The sequence below is a fragment of the Rhodococcus sp. YH1 genome, from assembly GCF_009939605.1.
In the GTDB taxonomy this organism is placed as follows: Bacteria; Actinomycetota; Actinomycetes; order Mycobacteriales; family Mycobacteriaceae; genus Rhodococcus; species Rhodococcus aetherivorans.
Map to the genome: position 1 here is coordinate 1 of NZ_WVTE01000022.1, position 16,671 is coordinate 16,671.

Genomic DNA, 16,671 nt, shown 5'->3' on the forward strand with positions numbered 1-16,671 from the left:
GATACAGTTCCGGACCGATCGCGTACAGCGCGCCCCACGCGCCGAGGTTGAAGAACGACAACGCCATTCCGGCGGCGACGATCCGGGTGGGGGTGTCGGCGAGGCCGAACAGCCCCGCGGCCGCTACGGCGAGGCCGAGACGGCCGTCCGGTCCTTCGAGACGTCCGCCGGCGTCGACGCGCCCCCGGACCAGGAGGAGACGTCGCGCCCGGTGCGCACCGACCCGGCGGCGGCCGAGTCGATCTGGTCGTCGCGGCTGCGGCGCCGGACCGTCGCCCTGTGGACGGTGTGGTTCGGCATCAACCTCTCGTACTACGGGGCCTTCATCTGGCTGCCCAGCCTGCTGGTCACCCAGGGCTTCGATTTGGTGAAGTCCTTCCAGTACACGCTGATCATCACGCTCGCGCAGTTGCCGGGGTACGCGGTCGCCGCGTGGCTGATCGAGGTGTGGGGGCGGCGCGCCACCCTGGCGAGTTTCCTCGTCGGCTCGGCGGCGGCCGCGGGGCTGTTCGGCCTCGCCGACACCCCCACCCGGATCGTCGCCGCCGGAATGGCGTTGTCGTTCTTCAACCTCGGCGCGTGGGGCGCGCTGTACGCGATCGGTCCGGAACTGTATCCGACGTCGGTGCGGGCCGCCGGGACCGGTGCGGCGGCCGCGTTCGGGCGCATCGCGTCGATCCTGGCGCCGCTGCTGGTGCCCGGGCTGCTCACGGCCGGCGGCAACCCGCTCGTCTTCGGGGTGTTCGCGGCGGCGTTCGCCGTCGCCGCCGTCGCCGCCTACACGCTGCCGGAACGCAAGGGGCAGGTGCTCGAGGCCTGAGCCCTACGCCCGTGCGGGCGGCGCCTGGCTGCAGGCCGTCGCCACGGCGAAGGCCCCGAGGGCCGTGCCGGTGACGAGGCGCTGCGCCCGCACGGCCCGCGGGTGCGTTGCCACGCGGCGCGCGACGGCTGCCGCGCCGAGCACGATCAACCCGTTCACCGTCAGCGCCACCCCGATCTGGACCGTGCCGAGCACGAGTAATTGCCGCCACTCGGGACCGGCGGCGGGCGAGACGAACTGGGGCAGCAGCGCCGCATACATCAGGGCGATCTTCGGGTTGAGCACGTTCGTCGCGAGGCCCATGCCGAACAGTCGCGCCGCCGAGTGCTCGGTCGCAGGGGCCGGGGCGAAGAGTGCACCGCCGCCGGGACGCAGGATGCCCCATGCGAGATACGCGAGATAGCCCGCGCCGGCGAACCGCAGGAGATCGTGGGCGACGGGGACCGCGGCGAACAGGGCGGAGAGCCCGGCCGCAGTGGCGAGCAGGTAGCAGAGGAACCCGGCGCCGACACCCGCGAGGGACACCAGGCCGGCCCGGCGGCCCTGCGCCAGCGACCGGGAGGTCAGGTACATCATGTTCGGGCCGGGCGTGAGGACCATGCCCAGCGCGACCACGGCCACCCCGGCCGCAGCGGAGGCAGAAACCACGGGAACCCCTTCCGTTCGGGACAGGATCGAGAGTGCCGCGCGGAAACGTGCACGTCCATCACGGCTTTGTGCAGGGTTCTGTGTAATGTTGCTACATGCTCGACGTCGACGGGCTCGTGGCCCTGCGTGCGCTGCGTGACCACGGCACGGTCACCGAGGCCGCGAGCGCCCTCGGCTACACGCCCTCCGCCGTCAGCCAGCGCGTCAAACGGCTCGAGCGACGCCTCGGCGCGGCCCTCACGGCCCCGGCGGGCCGCCGGGTGGTGCTCACCCCCGCCGCCCAGCGCCTCCTCGACGACGCCGAACCCCTTCTCGGGCAGCTGGAATCGGCCTTCTTCCGGGTCTCGGGATCGTCGCGGATCGCCGGCGCGGTCACGGTGGCGGCATTCACGACGGCGATCCGGGCCGGCATCCCCGCGGCGCTGGCCTCGGCCACCATGGGCCGGCCGGATCTGTCCGTCAGGGTCGTCGAGGCCGACCCGGTCGACGCTGCCCTGAGGGTGGCCACAGGGCGGGCCGACGTCGCCGTGCTGCACCACTGGCGGTCGCTGCCGCGGGTGTTGCCCGACACCCTCGTCGCCGAACATGTGCTCGACGACGGCGCCGACGTGATCGTGCGCGCGGACCATCCGCCGGCCCTCGGCGAAACGCTCTCATCGCAACAGCTCTCGTCGTCGGACTGGGTGTCCACCGGCGAGGGGACGCTGTGCCACGAATGGCTGATGTCCATGTTCGCCGGGCACGGCCTGCGCCCCCGGATCACCTGCACGTCGAGTGACTTCGACATCCATCTGGACTTCGTGCGCGCCGGGCTCGCCGCCGCGCTGGTGCCGCGACTGGGCCGCAGGCCGCTGGGACCGGACCTGGTGGCGATTCCCGCGCCCGGCGCCGTGCGGGTCGTCAGCGTCGTCCGGCGCGCCGGTCAGGTCGACGACCCGACCCTCGCGCACGTCGTGGCGCACCTGCGGATGTCGTTGGGCGCGTAACCGCCGAGGCCCCGCGAGTGCGCACGTCTCGCGCCGATTTCCGAGGCCGCGCGACGGGATGTGCGCACTCGGTGCGCGTGGAGTCATCCTTCTGTGCATTCCCAGCCATGTTCGCCCGCCATCCGGGGACCTAGTGTTCCAGATCACAAGCATCCGGCGGCGGGTGGTGCGCATTCGAGGCCTCCGCCGCGACCCGAAAGGACGGACCTGGACGTGGCGTCACTGCAGACGGTGCAGAGGATCGGACCGGTGCTGGACCTGTTCACGGTGCAGCAACCCGAGTGGGGAGTCTCCGAGGTCGCGGCGGCGATCGATGTTCCCCGATCGAGCGCGCACGCCCTGCTGTCGAGCCTGGTCGACACGGGGCTGCTCCAGTGCCGCGCACGCGGACGCTACCGGCTCGGTTGGCGCGTCGTGGAGCTGGGAGAGACGCTGCGCGGCACCGTCGACGTCCGGTCCTGTGCCGCCCCGGTCCTCGAGCGCCTGGTGGAGAAGTGCGGCGAGACAACTCATCTCGCGGTCATGGATCGATGGAACGTCCTCTATGTGGACAAGATTCTCGGCAATCACAACATCACCGTGCAGGGTGCGCGGATCGGGACGCGCCTGGATGCGCATTCCACGGCGGTGGGCAAGGTGCTGCTCGCGCAACTCGAGGAGATCGAGGTGCGCCGGTATCTGGCCATGCGCCCGTTGCGGCGGCTGACACCGTCGACCACCACGAACCCCCAGGCACTTCTGGACGCCCTGGCCGGTGTGCGCTCGGCCGGCTTCGCTGCGGACCTCGGGGAGACGGTCTCGGAGGTGCACTGCGTCGCCGCCCCGGTGCGCGACGACCTGGGTTCCGTCGTGGCGGCCGTGAGCGTGAGCGTGCCCGCGACGCGCTTCGTCCAGCGGCGACCGCAGCTCGAGCGGGCCGTGGTCGGTGCCGCGCACGAGATCACCCGGGCGATCGCCGAAGCCCACGACTGCAGTCCCGTGCTCCTGCGGGACGACCCGGGTGCCGCCGGTTTGACGGCGGCGAGCCCACGCGCCTCCTGACCACGAATCCGACCGCACGAACGAGACAAGCGAAAAAGAGGAGCCATGGACACCGCCGCCCACAAGGCCGCAGACCGACTGCTCGAGGTGTATCGCACGGGGGAACCGATCGATCCGCTCACCCCGGACCATCCCGACGCGTCGATCGAACTCGCCTACCGGATCCAACAGCTGCAGGTCGAGCAGTGGACGCTGGCCGGTGATGTCGTCAAGGGCCACAAGGTGGGCTTGGCCTCCCGTGCGATCCAGCGGCAGATGGGCGTCGATCAACCCGATTTCGGGCACCTGACCGCGAGCATGTTCCACCTCGAGCACCAGCCGATCCCCGCCGGCCGCTTCCTGCAGCCGCGGATCGAGCCCGAGGTGGCGTTCGTGCTCGGCCGGCCGCTGGCCGGTCCGGGCGTCACCGCCGCCGAAGCCGCGCGGGCCGTGGACTTCGTGCTGCCCGCACTCGAGATCGTCGACTCGCGGATCCGGGACTGGAAGATCGGCATCTTCGACACCATCGCGGACAATGCCTCCTCCGGCGGGGTGATCCTGGGGAGCCGGCCGGTCTCCCTCGGCGACGTCGACCTGAGGCTGATCGGATGCACGCTCCACATAGGCGGTGAACTCACCGCGACGGGAGCAGGCGGAGCCGTGCTCGGGTCCCCGCTCAACGCACTGGTGTGGCTGGCCAACACGGTCGGCCCGCTCGGGGTCACCCTCGAACCGGGGCATGTGGTGCTTCCAGGTTCCATGACCAGGGCGTTCCCGGTGGCGGCGGGCGACTCCGTCGTGGCGAACATCAGCGGGCTCGGCAGCGTCACCGCCGTGCTCGGAGGAAAGGACGAGAAATGAGCGACCAGTTGTGGAGCGCGGCCCGCGTCGCCGACGTGCTGCTGCGTGCGGAGGACACCGCGACCCCGCAGACGTCGATCCTCGCGGAATGGGACGGACTGGACCTGGGGACCGCGTACGCCGCGCAGGACATCGCGTTGCGCATGCGGCTCGCCCGCGGCGAGCGGCTCACCGGCGTGAAGCTCGGGGTCACGTCGAAGGCGAAGCAACGGCAGGTGGGCGTGGACTCGCCGTCCACCGCGTGGCTCACGGACCGGATGATCCTGCCGATCGGCGAGCCTGTCCCGCGCGAGAAGATGATCCACGCCCGCGCGGAGCCGGAGATCGCGTTCGTCATGGGCCGCAGGCTCGAGGGACCCGGGGTCTCGGCCGCGACCGCGCTGGCCGCGGTGGAGCACGTGGTCGGCGCGATCGAGATCATCGACAGCCGGTTCTCCGGCTACCAGTTCTCGATGATGGACGCCGTCGCGGACAACAACTCGTCCGGACGGTACGTGACCGGTCCGGTCGGCCGTGCGCCGGAGGATCTCGATCTCGCCCTCGAGGCGTGCCTGCTCGAGGTCGACGGCGAGGTGGTGGACTCGGCGACGGGCGCCGCGGTGCACGGACATCCCGCGGAGGCGCTGGCCTTCGCCGCGAACACCCTGGCCGAGCGGGGACTCGCCATCGAGGCAGGGTGGGTGGTGCTCACCGGCGGCATGACCGACGCGGTGCCGGTGCAGCCGGGGGCGCGCATCGCCGCGCACTTCACCACCCTCGGCACCGTCACCGTCGCGGGAGGCTGACGATGCCGTTCATCGACGTGACGATCGCGGAGGGGCGCAGCCCGGACGAGCTCCGGAGGCTGATCCACGAACTGACCCAGGCGGCGCACCGGGCCCTGGACGCGCCGCTGCCCAACATCCGGGTGGTGCTGCGGGAGACGCCGAAGACACACTTCGCGGCGGGTGATGTGACGATCGCCGAGCGTGAGACACGGGCCTGAACGGTCCGGATATCCCGAACTGCGACAACGCCCGCCGGCGACGAAGTCGAGCATCGTGATCGGACCGGATCGGGGCGGGGCCGCGGGATACACAAGGGAGACACCATCCCCTGTATCCCCCCGGAGAACCCGATGACGTCGAACCGACAGCGCGCCCTGACCCTGGTTGCCGAGCCCGAGCCCGGCTGCGAACGGGTGGCGGACCGGATGTACCACGACCTGCTGTCGCCACCGGAGGTGCGACAGGTGCGCGACCGCGTCCGGGACTTCGCCACCCGGGCTGTCGCGCCGATCGCCGGCCGGATCGCCGGCGGGGACGAGCGCCTCGACGGGTTCCCGCGGGACGCGTTCGAGGCCATGGCCTCGAACGGTCTGTTCCGCATTCCCTTCACCGCGGACGTCGGTGGCGACGGACTCACGCATCGCGCCACGGCCACCGCGGTGGCCGTCGAGGAACTGGCGTACTACTCCAACAGTGTCGCCGCCATCTACGACGTCCATTGCATCCTCGCCGGCACGGCACTGGACCAGGGCACCGAGGAGCAACGGCACCGATGGCTGCGTCCCGTCGTCGACGGGGAGATCGTCGGGTCGTTCGCGACGAGTGAGCCCGGTGCGTCGAGCGATCTCTCTCCCGAAGCGGTGCAGACCGTCGCGAGCCCGGACGGCGACGGGTGGGTACTCACCGGCCGCAAGCGGTGGATCACCAATTCGGTCGTCGCCGGCGTCGTCGTCGTGCTCGCCCGGACCGGCGACAGCCTCACCACCTTCATCGTTCCCACCAGCGCACCGGGCGTCACCGTCGGCACACCCGACCGCAAACTCGGCAACCGCGGGCAGATCACGGCCGACGTGATCCTCGACCGTGTTCGGCTCGGACCGGAAGCGGTGCTCGGGCGGGTCGGCGGCGGCCTGCGCGTCGCGCTCCGGACACTCACGTACGGCCGCATCGGAATCGGCGCCGCCGGCGTCGGCATGGCGCAGGCCGCCTTCGACCGCACCGTCGCGCATCTGAAGTCGCGGCACGCGTTCGGTGGTTCGCTGGCTTCCAAACAGCACTGGCAGTTCGTGATGGCCGACTACGCGGCGGATCTCGAGGCCGCCCGCAGCCTGTACCTGAAAGCGGCTCTTCGGCTCGACGCCGGGGAGCATTTTCCCGAGCCCGAAGCGGCGATGGCGAAGCTGCGCGGCACCGACCTGGCGGCGCGCATCGCCCGGGATGCCGTGCAGGCGTTCGGCGGACTCGGATTCGTGCAGTCCCTCGGAGCCGACGACACCGAAGGACCGGTCGAGGCGATATACCGGGACAGCAAGATCGGTGAGATCTACGAGGGCGCCAACGAGATCCAGCGATGGGTCCTCGCACGACAGATCTTCGGACGCGATCACACCGGATAACGGAACATTCTCCGCACATCATTCGGAGCGCGGGACGGTCGTCGATCTCCGGCGAGGAAACGGGACGAACGGTTCTCGCGGGACTGCGGACGCGCGGTGCACGCGGTCCGCCCGTCCCGGCGACTATCGTACGGCTCGACCGAGCCGGAAATGCGCGGGGCTGGAGCCGAACTGCCGACGGAAGGCACGGCTGAAGTGGGACACGTCCCGGAAGCCGACCAGGCCGCTGATCTCGGTGACCGTGAGGTCGGTTTCCGACAGCAGGGCACGCGCGCGTCCGAGGCGTACCTGGTACAGCCAGGTACGGGGGGTGGTTCCCGCCGTGCTGAACAACTTGTGGATGTACCGCACGGACATTCCGAGTTCCACGCCGACATCGGCGAGCGTGTGGTCGGGGTCTCGGAGATACCGCACCATGGTGCTCTGCACCTTGCGAAGGTCGTCCGCGTGGATCCGCTTCGTGGCGCTCAACGGGGGCGATTGTTCACCGATCGCGCTCACGAGCAGATCCAGCGCCGCGGCCGCAACGGTTGCCGAAGAGCCCTGCGACAAGGGGGTATCGGCGGTGGCGACCTCGACGAGGAACCGGGACACGAACCGGCCGATTCCGGACTGCCCGGAAATGCCCTGGCCTGTCACGCTGTTCATGAGCTCGACGGGAAGGCGGGAGGTCAGCTGCTCACGCGGCGTGCGCAGCACGATCTGCTCGAATTCGGTTGTGGCGTCGACGACGAACGGTGCCGACGAGTCGACGATGCCGAAGGCGCCGTCGGTGAGGGTCGCCGACCGGGTCCCCTGCGTCAGGATCGCGGAACCGCGCGTGATCAAGCACAGCAGGTAGTCGTCGTTCGGATCCGAGGTGATCATCGACGGTGTCCGCACCACCGCGTGCGGATCGGCATGCACCACACTGACGGTCATCTCCCCGAGCGGGCGCGCGACCAGATCCGCCGCGAAACGGTCGTGCGTCTGCGGCCAGTCGACGTCCATCTCGCAGTAGGTCGTCTCGAGCGTGTCCGTCCACCGGGCACGACCTTCGGTGGACTCCAGTTCGCGCGTGCTCAGCGCCAATCTCCGGCCGGACGCCGCGGTGCACGGGGAGTCATCCTTCGGTGCACTGTCGGTCATGTTCCCGCTCACCTCCGCCTTCTAGTGTTCCAGATCACAGGAACTCGGCGGGCGGACGATACCGCGGGACACCCCGTCTGCGCGACCCCGGCCGTCATCTCCGGATGAGCCCACGACAGGAGAGCGACATCATGACCACCACCCATACCTGGATCGACGAGATCACCATGGAGGAACTCGACCGCGACCCGAATCCGATCTACGAGCGGCTGCGCCGGGAGGCGCCGGTCGCCTACGTCCCGGCGATCGGGATGCACGTGGTGGCCACGAGGGAGCTGTGCCTGCAGATCACCCAGGACTCCGAGACGTGGTCCACGGTGATCGCCCCCTCGGGCGGGCGGACGTTCGGGACCGGAACCGTGCTCGACTCCAACGGCGAGCGGCACCGCAAGCTGCGCGAATGGATCGATCCGCAACTCCGGCCCGCCGCGGTCGACTCCTACGTGGAAGCGCTGGTCCGGCCGCAGGCGCGGAGCATCCTCGAACGGATCGAGGAACTCGGGGCCGTGGACATCCAGGAGGCCTATTTCGCTCCGGTCAGCGTCCGTGCGGTCGGTGACCTGATGGGTCTGCGGAACGTCCCCTCGGAGACGCTCGTGCGGTGGTTCCAGACGCTCGCGCTGTCGTACGGCAACGCCGAGGTCGACGAGAACGGCGAGTTCGCCCATGCCGAGCCCTTCGAGGCCGGAGACCGGATCAAGGAGGAGATCGTCGCCACCGTCGATCCGTTGCTCGACCACTGGACCCGCAATCCCGACCACACGTTGATCTCGCACTGGTTGCACGACGGAATGCCGGAGGGGCAGGTGCGGGAGCGGTCGGAAATCTACCCGAACATCTACGTCTTCCTGCTCGGTGCGCTGCAGGAGCCCGGTCACGTCATGACGACGACACTGGCGGGCCTGCTGCAGCATCCCGACCAGCTCGAGCGCGTCGTCGACGATCCGGATCTCCTCCCGCGGGCGGTCAACGAGGGCGCGCGCTGGGTAGCGCCGATCTGGAGCGCCGCCGTCAAGGTCGCGAACCGGGAGGTCACCGTCGGCGGCGTCGACCTGCCCGCGGGTACGCCGGTCATACTCGCGTACGGCTCGGCCAACCGCGACGAGACGGTGTGGGCGAACCCGGACGCCTACGACGTGGACCGGCCGGTCATGCCGCACCTCGCCTTCGGCGCCGGCAAGCACGCCTGTGCCGGCACCTACCTCGGGACCGCGATCGTCCGGATCGCCCTCGAGGAGTTGTTCGAGACGATCCCGAACATCGAACCCGACCCCGACCGCACCCCGAGCTTCTGGGGCTGGACCTTCCGCGGCCCGCAGGGCCTGCACGTCCGATGGGAGGTGTAGTCGTGAGCCACTCGGTGACCGTTTCCGGGCAGGACGGGGCCTTTCCCGGCGCGCCCGACCGTTCGGTACTCGAGTCCGCACTGCGGGCGAACCGCTGGTTGCCGCACGCGTGCTCGCAGGGCACCTGCGGGACCTGCAAGATCAGGGTGCTGTGCGGCGAGGTGGACCACGGCCGGCCCGACGAGACCATCCTGAGCGAGGCGGAGCGCGCGTCCGGGCTCACACTCGCCTGTCAGGCGACACCTCGCACCGATCTGACCGTCGCGCCGTTGAACGACGTGCCCCCGGACGGGCCGAGGCATCCCTTGCGCGACCACGCCGGCACCGTGCTCGAGCTGGCCGACATCGCACGGTGCACCCGCCGGCTCGTCGTGGAACTGGACGAGCCGATGGAGTTCTCCGCCGGTCAGTACGCCGAGCTGATCGTGCCGGGTTCCGTTGTGGCGCGTCAGTACTCGATGGCCAATCCGCCCTCCGAGTCGCGCCGGCTCGAGTTCCACATCAAGCGGGTCGATGGAGGGCTCGCGACGGAGGGGTGGATCTTCGGCTCGCTTCGGCCGGGAGACCGGATCGGGCTGCGCGGGCCGCTGGGGCAGTTCGCCCTGGTTCGTCCCCAGGAAGAACCGGCCATTCTGGTCGGCGGCGGAACGGGGCTTGCCCCCTTGAAGTCGATTGTGCGCCATGCACTCTCCAACGATCTTGTCCCGAGCATCGACCTGTACCACGGAGGGCGCGGGCAGGCGGATCTGTACGACGTGGACTTCTTCCGGGCTCTCGAGGCCGCCGATCCCCGATTCCGCTACCACCCTGTACTCAGCGAGGAGCAGTGGGACGGCGCCACCGGCGTGGTCACCGACGCCGTGCTCGACGACTTCGCCAGTTGCAAGGGGCGCAGCGCGTACCTGTGCGGGCCACCCGCCATGGTCACCGCGGCGGTCAAGGCGCTCAAACGGCGTCGCATGGCGCCCCGGTTGATCTTCAAGGAGGAGTTCACCGTCGGCAGCGCGCCGCCGGTGATGTCGCCGGTGTGACCGGTTCCGCGGCCGGGTGTTCGGGTTCAGCCCGAGCACCCGGCCGGTCGTCGTTCAGTGTCGGTGCCCCGGTTCGCGGCCGGCGCGTTCCTTCCGATACTGGCCGGGGCTCGCGCCGAAGGCGGCGCGGAACGTCCTGCTGAAGTGGGAGACGTCCCGGAAGCCCGCGCATTCGCTGACCTCGGCGACGGACATCTCGGTCGTCAGCAGGTACTTCCGCGCGCGCTCGAGCCGTGCCTGATACAGCCATGCGCGCGGAGTGGTGCCCGCTGCGCTGAAGAGCTTCTGGACGTTGCGCAACGACATCCCGGCGTCGGCGGCGACGTCCGGAAGCGTGAGCTCGGGATCGTGCAGCTTCTGTTCGATGACCCGCTGGACGCGGGTGAGATCTTCCGTGCGGTGCAATTGGGCGGCACCGGTCGCGACAGTGCCTTCGGTGAGGGCGGTGACCAGCATGTCGACGGCCGAGGAGGCGAACGACACGGCGGCCCCCCGCGAGATGGGGGCATTCATCGACGCGATGTCGACGAAGAAACGACCGACCAGTCCGCCCGGCCCGGTCTCGCCGCAGATCGTGCGGGCCGTGCCGTGTTCGACGATCCGCCCCGGCAGGCGCGAGGTGAGCAGTTCACGAGGAGACCGCACGACGATCTGCCGGAACGGTGCGGGGGAGTGGAAGACGAACGGGGTGGCGCAGTCGAGCAATGCGAACGACCCTCGCTCGACCGTCGTGGTCCGGCCCGACTGCTGCACCTCGACGTGGCCCTCGGTCACGATGCACACGAGATAGCCTGCACCGGAGTCGGAGTCGACCATCGCGGGCGAGCGGACCACCGTGTGGGCGTCGGCCCGGATCGTGCTGACGTGCAGATCGCCGAACGGCCGGCCGCCCCATTCCGCGTCGAAGTGACGTCGTGGGTTCGGCCACGCGACGTCCATCTCGCAGTACAGCTGCCCCAGCGTGCTCGCCCATCGGGTGTGCCCCTCGCTCGTGTCCAGCTCCTGCGTCCGCAGGGAAACGATGCCGGGGGCCGCTCCGTTGCGCGCAGAGTCACCCGTTTGTTCGCGCTCAGCCATGTTCCACCACACCTCCGCCTTCTAGTGTTACAGATCACAGGAACGTGGCGCCCGGAACGATATCCCAACCCCCGGCCCCGCGCGACCACCGAGGACGGTTACCGAAGCGCGCCAGCGTGATCGGTGCCGGGATCCTCCGAAGTCGGCGGATACGGCCGGGCCGGGTCGACGCCCGTCGTGCCGTTCCCCACCCGAGCCGATTCCTGCACCACACCCCCGAGACCAGGAGTGAAGACCATGACGACCACATCGATCCTGGGCGACGCCGTCGGAGCGCCCAACACCGTCCGGCCCATGACCGGCGACGAGTACATCGAGTCGCTCCGCGACGGTCGTGAGGTGTACTTCCGTGGCGAGCGGGTCGACGATGTCACCACACATCCGGCCTTCCGCAATTCGGTCCGGTCGGTGGCCCGGATGTACGACGCGATGCACAAGCCGGAAGCGAAGGGCATCCTGTCGGTGCCGACCGACACCGGTAACGGAGGATTCACCCATCCGTTCTTCAAGACGGCGCACAGTGCCGACGATCTGCTCCTCGCTCGTGATGCGATCGCCACCTGGCAGCGCGAGGTGTACGGCTGGCTGGGCCGCTCGCCCGACTACAAGGCGTCGTTCCTCGGCACCCTCGGAGCCAACGCGGAGTTCTACGGGGAGTACCAGGACAACGCGAAGCGGTGGTACAAGGAAGCACAGGAACGCGTGATCTACATGAACCACGCGATCGTGAACCCCCCGATCGACCGCGACAAGCCCGCCGACGAGACCGCCGACATCTGCGTGCACGTGGTGGAGGAAACCGACGCGGGCCTGATCGTGTCCGGCGCCAAGGTGGTGGCGACCGGGTCGGCGATCACCAACGCCAACTTCATCGCGCACTACGGCCTGCCGCTCCGCAAGAAGGAGTTCGGCCTGATCTTCACCGTCCCGATGGATTCGCCGGGCCTGAAGCTGTTCTGCCGTACGTCCTACGAGATGAACGCCGCCGTCATGGGTACGCCGTTCGACTACCCGCTCTCGAGCCGATTCGACGAGAACGACGCCATCATGGTGTTCGACCGGGTGCTGGTGCCGTGGGAGAACGTCTTCGCCTACGACACCGAGACGACCAACGGGTTCGTGATGAAGTCGGGCTTCATGTCTCGCTTCATGTTCCACGGTTGCGCCCGTCTCGCCGTGAAGCTGGACTTCATCGCCGGCTGTGTGATGAAGGCGGTGGAGATGACCGGCTCGGCCGGATTCCGCGGCGTGCAGATGCAGATCGGCGAGATCCTCAACTGGCGTGACATGTTCTGGGGACTGTCCGACGCGATGGCGAAGACGCCCGATCCGTGGGTCAACGGTGCCGTGCAACCGAACCTCAACTACGGTCTCGCCTACCGCACCTTCATGGGCGTCGGCTACCCGCGGATCAAGGAGATCATCCAGCAGACCCTCGGCAGCGGCCTGATCTACCTGAATTCGCATGCGAGCGACTGGGGTAACCCCGAGATCCGGCCGTACCTCGACCAGTACGTTCGCGGGTCGAACGGCATCGTGGCCATCGATCGTGTCAAGCTGCTCAAGCTGCTCTGGGATGCCGTCGGTACCGAGTTCGGCGGCAGGCACGAGCTGTACGAGCGCAACTACGGCGGCGACCACGAGGCCGTGCGCTTCCAGACGCTGTTCGCCTACCAGGCTCAGGGCCTGGACAACCAGCTCAAGGGCTTCGCCGAGCAGTGCATGTCCGAATACGACATCGACGGCTGGACGCGTCCGGATCTGATCAACAACGACGATCTGAAGATCGTCCGTAGCTGAACGGGGCGCAGCGATGAGGAGCACGGTCATGACCGACACCGCCCGGGGATCCGATCTCGACGTCACGCCTCTGCACATGCGTAAGGCCCTCGGCCGGTTCGCCAGCGGCGTCACCATCGTCACCACCGCCGAGTCCGAGGACGAGGCCTCGGTGCACGGAATGACCGCCAACGCGTTCACCTCCGTGTCGCTCGATCCGCCGCTCGTGCTCGTATCGATCGCCAACCGCGCCAAGATGAACGAGCGGATCCGCGAGGCGGGGCGGTACGGCGTTTCGATCCTCGCCGGGGACCAGGAACCGTTGTCCCTGCACTTCGCCGGCGCGGCGAACCAGCCGGATCTGGTCCGGTTCGTGTGGCGCAAGGGCGTGCCTCTCCTCGAAGGTGCACTGGTTCACCTCGCGTGCACCGTGGTCGATTCGCATCCCGCGGGTGACCACACCCTGCACGTGGGCCGGGTGGAGCGGCTCTGGTACGACGACGGGCACCCGCTGGTGTTCTACACCGGCACCTTCCGGTCGCTCGAGCTGCAGGGCAGGGACGAACCCTGGGGGTTCTGATCGAGCAGGGCGGGGTGGCCGCGGCGGGCGTCGCGGTCACCCCGCCTCTCGAACCCCCGAGCGAATGTGCCGTTGTGTCGGATAGATCGACGTAACGGCACATTCGCTCATGCCCCGCTGATCACCGCGCCGGCTGTGCGGCCGCCGCGCGCGCCGTGATCTCGCCGGCGCGCGTGGCAGCGGCCGGGTTGCCTGCGATGGACCAGTTCACCGGATCGACTTCGACGATCTGTCCGCGCACCAGATCCCGCTGCGCCCCAAGGATCTCGACGATCAGATCGGTGAATCGAGCCGCCAACTCCTGGCGCTGCTCGATCGGGCGTCCGGCGAGGACGATCGCGGTGAAGTAGGGGGCCGGGGTGCCGCCGTCGGCGATCACCGTCCCGGCCGTCGCGGCGTCGTCCGGGTCGTACCGGACGACGAACGCCCGCACTCGCTCGATCGGGGAGTCGAGGACCTCCGCGTAGCAGCGGCTCGCGTCGGCGAGCAGCCGACGTCGTTGCTCGGCAGTGTAGGCGCCGTCGACGAGATGGAAGTGTGCAACGGGCATGGCCGCTCCTTTGTGACGTTTTGGGGTACAGATCTAGTGGACGCCGTGACTATTGGACTCCGTGACTATTGGACTCCGTGCCGGGTCCCGCCGTCGACGGTGAGGACGCTTCCGTGCAGCACGGCGGCCTCGGGGGCGAGCAGCATCTCCAGAGTCCAGCCGATCTCGTCGAGAGTCGGTAGCCGGCCGAGCGTGGTCTTGGCGCGGTAGCGGTTCCAGATCTCGCCGGGGTCGCGGCCGGTCTCGGCGGCTTCGGTCTCGACGAACCTCCGCAGCCGTGGCGTGTCGACAGGCCCCGGCGCGATGGTGTGGGTGGTGACGCCCTTCGGGCCGTACAGCGCGCTGAGCTGGCGCATGAGGTTGAAGACCGCGGCGTTCACCGTCCCCGGCCCGGCGTCGAGCGGGCCGGGTTCGAGCCCGAGCGACCCGGCGATCGTCACGAAACGCGAACCCGGCACCAGGTGGTCGCGGACGGCGTGCAGCAGCCGCACCAGCCCGCCGACCTTGATGTTCGCGCCGACCGCGAAGTCTCCCGGCGCGATGGTGTCGGCCGAGCCGCGCACCGGAAGTCCGGCCGCGAACACGGCCATCCGCACCGGTGCGTCGACGTGGGCGGCGATCGCCTCGATCGCGCTGTCGTCGGCGATGTCGGCGACGCACGGGACGATCAGGTCGTCCGAGGCCGCCAGCTTGTCGAGGTCGTCGGCGTTGCGGGCGACGGCGATCACGCGAAGGCCGCGACGGGCCAGGCGACGGGTGAACTCGGTGCCCATCGCACCGGTCGCGCCGACGACGACACACACTGAGGACGAAGTCATACCTGTGCTCCCTCTTGCCGTTGTGGAACGCCCGGACGATCCGCGCAGTAGCGGGACGGGCGATTGGTCGTTCGGCCGCGATCGACGCGCCGAACAGAAATCCGCCCACGCAAGATGCCGTGGGCGGATTCCGGTCTGCGGAGCGAATCCGATTCTCCGGCCGTTTCAGCCGCGCAATCGGAGGGTGACCGCGCGGGGTTCGGTGAAGAATTCGCGCGAGTACTGGCCGCCTTCGCGGCCGAGGCCGCTGGCGCCTTCGCCGCCGAACGGCAGGCGCAGGTCGCGTTCGAAGAACGTGTTGATCCACACGGTGCCGGCCTTCCAGCGGGCGGCCATCCGGTGGGCCCGGTCCAGGTTCTGGGTGAACAGCATCCCGGCCAGGCCGTAGGGGGAGTCGTTGGCGATGCGCAGGGCCTCCTGTTCGGTGTCGAAGCCGAGGACGGTCTCGACCGGACCGAAGATCTCCTCGCGTGCGGTGCGGGAGTCGTTGCTCAGCCCGGTGATCACGGTGGGCGGGTAGTAGAAGCCGCCGGCGCGGGCCTGGTCGGTCAGGCGGGCGCCGCCGGTGACGACCTTGCCGCCTTCCTCCTGGGCGAGTTCGACGTAGCCGTGCACCTTGTCGAGGTGGCGTTGCTCGATGAGCGGGCCCAGGAAGTTCGACGGGTCCTTCGGGTCGCCGACGGTGAGCGTGTTCGCCTGCTCGGTGAACCGGGCCAGGAACTCGTCCATGATGCTGTTGTGCACCAGCAGCCGGGACCCGGCCAGGCACACCTGTCCGTTGCCGCCGAAGATCGCGCGGATCGCCATCGGCACGGCGACGTCGAGGTCGGCGTCGGCGAAGACGATGTTCGCGGACTTGCCGCCCATCTCCGCCGAGACCGGGGTGTGGTTGACTGCCGCGGCCTGCAGGATCTTCACGCCCGTCGCGCTCGAGCCGGTGAAGGTGATCCGATCCACCCGCGGATCCGAGGTCAGCGGCCCGGCGACGGCCTCACCGCCGAACCCGTGCACGACGTTGAGCACGCCCTCGGGCAGTCCGGCCTCGAGGGCGAGTTCGGCGAAGCGGTGCGCGGTCAGCGGGGTCTGCGGCGCCGGCTTGAGCACCGCGGTGTTACCGAAGGCCAACGCGGGGGCGATCTTCCAGGTGGCCAGCATCAGGGGTGCGTTCCACGGGCTGATCGCCGAGACCACACCGGCCGGCGGGTAGAGCACGTAGGACAGCAGGTCCCCGTCGGGGTAGGCCTCGTTGGCGGCCATCGCGACGTAGTCGGCGAAGAACCGCAGATTGTGGGCCACGCGGGGGATTTCGGCGTGCAGCGACTGGTTGATGCTCTTGCCGCCGTCGCGGGTCTCGAGCAGGGCGAGTTCCTCGCGGTGGGCGTCGACCGTGTCGGCGACCGCGTGCAGGATCTTCGCGCGCTCCTTCGGGGACAGCAGCGGCCAGGGGCCGTCGTCGAAGGCGGTGCGGGCGGCGGTGATCGCCGCGGCACCGTCCTCGGCGGTGCCCGCGGGCACGACCCCGAGCAGCGCCCCGTCGTGGGGGTCGCGGGACTCGAAGGTGGCCCCGTCCGACGCCGGCTTCCATTCGCCGCCGATCAGGTGCCGGACCTGCGTCACCGACGGCGTGTTCTGGGTCTGTGTCAT

Annotated in this window: 17 protein-coding genes; 11 read left to right on the forward strand and 6 right to left on the reverse strand. The window is 69.4% G+C overall.

Annotation, left to right across the window (positions count from 1 at the left end):
• A partial coding sequence (locus AIIKEEIJ_RS02440; protein ID WP_161994867.1) for an MFS transporter occupies positions 1-820 on the forward strand: 820 nt, incomplete at its 5' end.
• Between the two features lie 3 nt (positions 821-823).
• Here AIIKEEIJ_RS02440 and AIIKEEIJ_RS02445 read toward each other — a convergent pair.
• Entirely contained in the window at positions 824-1,468 is a 645-nt protein-coding gene (locus tag AIIKEEIJ_RS02445; protein WP_161994868.1) for a LysE family transporter, read from the reverse strand.
• 95 nt (positions 1,469-1,563) lie between these two features.
• Here AIIKEEIJ_RS02445 and AIIKEEIJ_RS02450 point away from each other — a divergent pair, with 95 nt between their 5' ends.
• The 6 genes from AIIKEEIJ_RS02450 (at position 1,564) to AIIKEEIJ_RS02475 (ending at position 6,718) form a co-directional block, all read left to right on the forward strand.
• Positions 1,564-2,454 carry a LysR substrate-binding domain-containing protein gene (locus AIIKEEIJ_RS02450; RefSeq protein WP_161994869.1) on the forward strand — a complete coding sequence of 297 codons (891 nt, stop codon included), beginning with the start codon at positions 1,564-1,566 and terminating at the stop codon, positions 2,452-2,454.
• A gap of 213 nt (positions 2,455-2,667) precedes the next feature.
• Positions 2,668-3,495: an IclR family transcriptional regulator gene (locus AIIKEEIJ_RS02455; protein ID WP_050034847.1), complete on the forward strand. Its 828-nt coding sequence runs from the start codon at positions 2,668-2,670 to the stop codon at positions 3,493-3,495.
• Positions 3,496-3,540: 45 nt separating this feature from the next.
• A complete protein-coding gene (locus AIIKEEIJ_RS02460; RefSeq protein ID WP_006933873.1) occupies positions 3,541-4,335 on the forward strand; it encodes a 2-keto-4-pentenoate hydratase in 795 nt (264 codons plus the stop codon).
• Positions 4,332-5,120, forward strand: coding sequence for a 2-keto-4-pentenoate hydratase (locus AIIKEEIJ_RS02465; protein WP_006933875.1), 789 nt, complete (start codon positions 4,332-4,334; stop codon positions 5,118-5,120). The genes AIIKEEIJ_RS02460 and AIIKEEIJ_RS02465 overlap by 4 nt, the downstream gene beginning before the upstream one ends.
• A 2-nt stretch (positions 5,121-5,122) precedes the next feature.
• Positions 5,123-5,320 (forward strand): tautomerase family protein, encoded by a 198-nt coding sequence (locus tag AIIKEEIJ_RS02470; protein WP_006933877.1) that lies wholly within the window; start codon positions 5,123-5,125, stop codon positions 5,318-5,320.
• Between the two features lie 132 nt (positions 5,321-5,452).
• Positions 5,453-6,718, forward strand: a complete 1,266-nt coding sequence (locus AIIKEEIJ_RS02475; RefSeq protein WP_029542306.1) for an acyl-CoA dehydrogenase family protein — start codon at positions 5,453-5,455, stop codon at positions 6,716-6,718.
• A 123-nt stretch (positions 6,719-6,841) separates the two neighbouring features.
• Here the strand turns inward: AIIKEEIJ_RS02475 and AIIKEEIJ_RS02480 are convergent, their stop codons facing one another.
• Entirely contained in the window at positions 6,842-7,846 is a 1,005-nt protein-coding gene (locus AIIKEEIJ_RS02480; protein WP_044475768.1) for an AraC family transcriptional regulator, read from the reverse strand.
• Positions 7,847-7,977: 131 nt separating this feature from the next.
• On the opposite strand from AIIKEEIJ_RS02480, the gene AIIKEEIJ_RS02485 reads away from it, so the two are divergent.
• Entirely contained in the window at positions 7,978-9,192 is a 1,215-nt protein-coding gene (locus AIIKEEIJ_RS02485) for a cytochrome P450 (RefSeq protein ID WP_029542310.1), read from the forward strand.
• A gap of 2 nt (positions 9,193-9,194) precedes the next feature.
• Positions 9,195-10,223 carry an NADH:ubiquinone reductase (Na(+)-transporting) subunit F gene (locus AIIKEEIJ_RS02490; protein WP_006933887.1) on the forward strand — a complete coding sequence of 343 codons (1,029 nt, stop codon included), beginning with the start codon at positions 9,195-9,197 and terminating at the stop codon, positions 10,221-10,223.
• A 54-nt stretch (positions 10,224-10,277) separates the two neighbouring features.
• Here the strand turns inward: AIIKEEIJ_RS02490 and AIIKEEIJ_RS02495 are convergent, their stop codons facing one another.
• A complete protein-coding gene (locus tag AIIKEEIJ_RS02495; RefSeq protein WP_006933888.1) occupies positions 10,278-11,300 on the reverse strand; it encodes an AraC family transcriptional regulator in 1,023 nt (340 codons plus the stop codon).
• A 237-nt stretch (positions 11,301-11,537) separates the two neighbouring features.
• On the opposite strand from AIIKEEIJ_RS02495, the gene AIIKEEIJ_RS02500 reads away from it, so the two are divergent.
• Together AIIKEEIJ_RS02500 and nphA are read left to right on the forward strand one after the other, a co-directional pair.
• Positions 11,538-13,100: a 4-hydroxyphenylacetate 3-hydroxylase family protein gene (locus tag AIIKEEIJ_RS02500; protein WP_043799290.1), complete on the forward strand. Its 1,563-nt coding sequence runs from the start codon at positions 11,538-11,540 to the stop codon at positions 13,098-13,100.
• A 28-nt stretch (positions 13,101-13,128) separates the two neighbouring features.
• Entirely contained in the window at positions 13,129-13,659 is a 531-nt protein-coding gene (gene nphA / locus AIIKEEIJ_RS02505; protein WP_006933892.1) for an NADH-dependent flavin reductase, read from the forward strand.
• A gap of 121 nt (positions 13,660-13,780) precedes the next feature.
• On the opposite strand, the gene AIIKEEIJ_RS02510 is transcribed toward nphA, so the two are convergent.
• From AIIKEEIJ_RS02510 to AIIKEEIJ_RS02520, 3 genes are all read right to left on the reverse strand, one after another.
• Positions 13,781-14,209 (reverse strand): tautomerase family protein, encoded by a 429-nt coding sequence (locus AIIKEEIJ_RS02510; RefSeq protein ID WP_006933894.1) that lies wholly within the window; start codon positions 14,207-14,209, stop codon positions 13,781-13,783.
• 65 nt (positions 14,210-14,274) lie between these two features.
• Entirely contained in the window at positions 14,275-15,027 is a 753-nt protein-coding gene (locus AIIKEEIJ_RS02515; RefSeq protein ID WP_161994870.1) for an SDR family NAD(P)-dependent oxidoreductase, read from the reverse strand.
• A gap of 165 nt (positions 15,028-15,192) precedes the next feature.
• Positions 15,193-16,671 (reverse strand): aldehyde dehydrogenase, encoded by a 1,479-nt coding sequence (locus AIIKEEIJ_RS02520; protein WP_043799230.1) that lies wholly within the window; start codon positions 16,669-16,671, stop codon positions 15,193-15,195.